At 36.6% G+C, this 2,084-nt stretch carries 2 protein-coding genes; both read right to left on the reverse strand.

Going from position 1 to position 2,084, the window contains the following annotated elements:
• Positions 1 to 51 precede the first annotated feature (51 nt).
• Positions 52 to 1,077, reverse strand: coding sequence for a glycosyl hydrolase family 8 (locus ACWPWK_RS18995; RefSeq protein ID WP_109373337.1), 1,026 nt, complete (start codon positions 1,075 to 1,077; stop codon positions 52 to 54).
• A 73-nt stretch (positions 1,078 to 1,150) separates the two neighbouring features.
• The coding region (gene galU / locus ACWPWK_RS19000; RefSeq protein WP_454209244.1) for a UTP--glucose-1-phosphate uridylyltransferase GalU at positions 1,151 to 2,084 on the reverse strand (934 nt) is incomplete at its 5' end.

Consider the following 2,084-nt stretch of genomic DNA (forward strand, 5'->3'; position numbering starts at 1 on the left):
CTATATTAAAAGGAATTTAAGCTATCTATTATTCAAATTAACTAAATATACTTATTGTCCGTTTTGAGCAAATGCCGCTAATAAGTGTAAAGCCGAAGAGTAATAATCTGTATCTTTACTTAAATCAACATCTTCAATAGGTGTTTTCATCGTTAAATCTCTCACTGCCATCATACCGGGAGTAAGGTTGTATTCAGCGCGCTCTTGAGCATCAATACTTACCCAAGCAGGCGTCTTATAACGATCAAATTGCTGCCAATACTGCACAAAAGGTTGTAACGCTAATTCATCATGTGCCCAAGCTAAATAAAGCGGAATACGTATTGCATCAAAGCTAAATCGTGCAGGCCATTTTTCACTAGGCTCTATCTTTCCATCTGGAAACAAACTTACCCAGTCTGTTGGTAATTGATATTCACCAAACCGCATATTTCTAAGTAAAGACTGGCTATCATTAATTAACTCTTTCCAACGAACATCTTTGCTCGTGCGGTAAAAATCTTTCCATGCAGGGAAAATAAAATAGGATGGGTTAATAATAATTTCTTCTGGGGTTTTGAAGCCATTAATACCGGGTAAAAGTACAGTATAATTTTTTATCTTAACTAAAGTATGTTCCAAAATAGCGTGTTGAATAGAATCAGAAGCTGAAAGATAACTTTCATCATTCCATTTCTCACCCGCTTTTAATAATGCCCACGCAATTAAGATATCACCATCTGTTGCATTATTAGGATCAGGGGTATGTTCACTATTTTCGGGTTCATAACGCCATTTAAATAAGCCTAAATCGCCACGATAAAGAGAAGCCGCTGTCCAGTGCCATAACTTATTAAATGTTTCATGATCATCACTCATCACAGCCATTAACATGCCATAGCCTTGACCTTCAGAGTGTGAAATATTTTTGTTAGCGCTGTCTATAACTCGCCCATCATCCTGAATATAGCGCTCTTTAAACTGTTGCCATCCTACTTGAGTATCTGCTGCCTGTATTGAGGGAGAAACCATAAGCAACAAACCTAAAAAAAAGGTAGAAAATAGATAATGACAACGAGATAAGTGCCAAAAAGACATTGCCTTTCTCTCCTGCTATTGCCGACCGCCATCTTATCTCGGTCGGCATATTGCATATTATTTCAATATAAACTCAAAAGATAGCAACTATCTTTTGTGCTTCACTTACTTCATCTTCTTCTATGACTTCTGTTTTGGGTAACAATGTTTTTTCACAAAAGTCCCGCATCCAAGAAGAAAATTCTTCTTTTAACGCAGAATTATGGAGGCCATATTCAACAAAGGCTTTCATATATCCTAGCTTATTACCACAGTCATGTGATTTACCTACTAAGGTATATGCTTCAGCGACTTCTTTTTTCAATAATAAATCAATCGCATCTGTTAATTGAATTTCACCACCAACACCAGCAGGTAGACCATCTAATAATTCCCAGATAGCTTCAGAGAAAACATAACGTCCAACAACAGAAAGGTTAGAAGGTGCATCTTCAGGATTTGGTTTTTCCACGATACGACGAATAGGCGCCCAATTACCTTGAGGACAGAAAACACCTTCACAATCTACAACACCATATTGTTGCACTTGGCTCATTGGCACAGGTTCAACCATAATTTGGCTACGTTCTGTTTTTTCAAAACGTTTTATCATTGCTGATAAATTATCATGTTGAGGATCGCAATAATGTGAATTTAATAAAACATCAGGCAGTAAAACAATAAATGGATTATTGCCAATAACTGGGCGTGCACAACAAATTGCATGACCTAAACCTAAAGCATGGCCTTGGCGAATTTGAACAATCTTTACATTGCTAGGACAAATTGAACGTACTTCTTCTAATAATTTATTTTTAATACGCTGTTCCAGCATATTTTCTAATTCAAAACTGGTATCAAAGTGATCCGCAATTGAATTTTTAGAAGAGTGAGTAACTAAAATAATTTCCTCAACGCCTGCCTGAGCACACTCTTCAACAATATATTGAATTAAAGGGCGATCAACAATAGGCAGCATTTCTTTAGGAATTGATTTCGTTGCAGGTAACATACGAGTACCTAATCCA

This window comes from Proteus sp. Marseille-Q3619, from assembly GCF_965283115.1.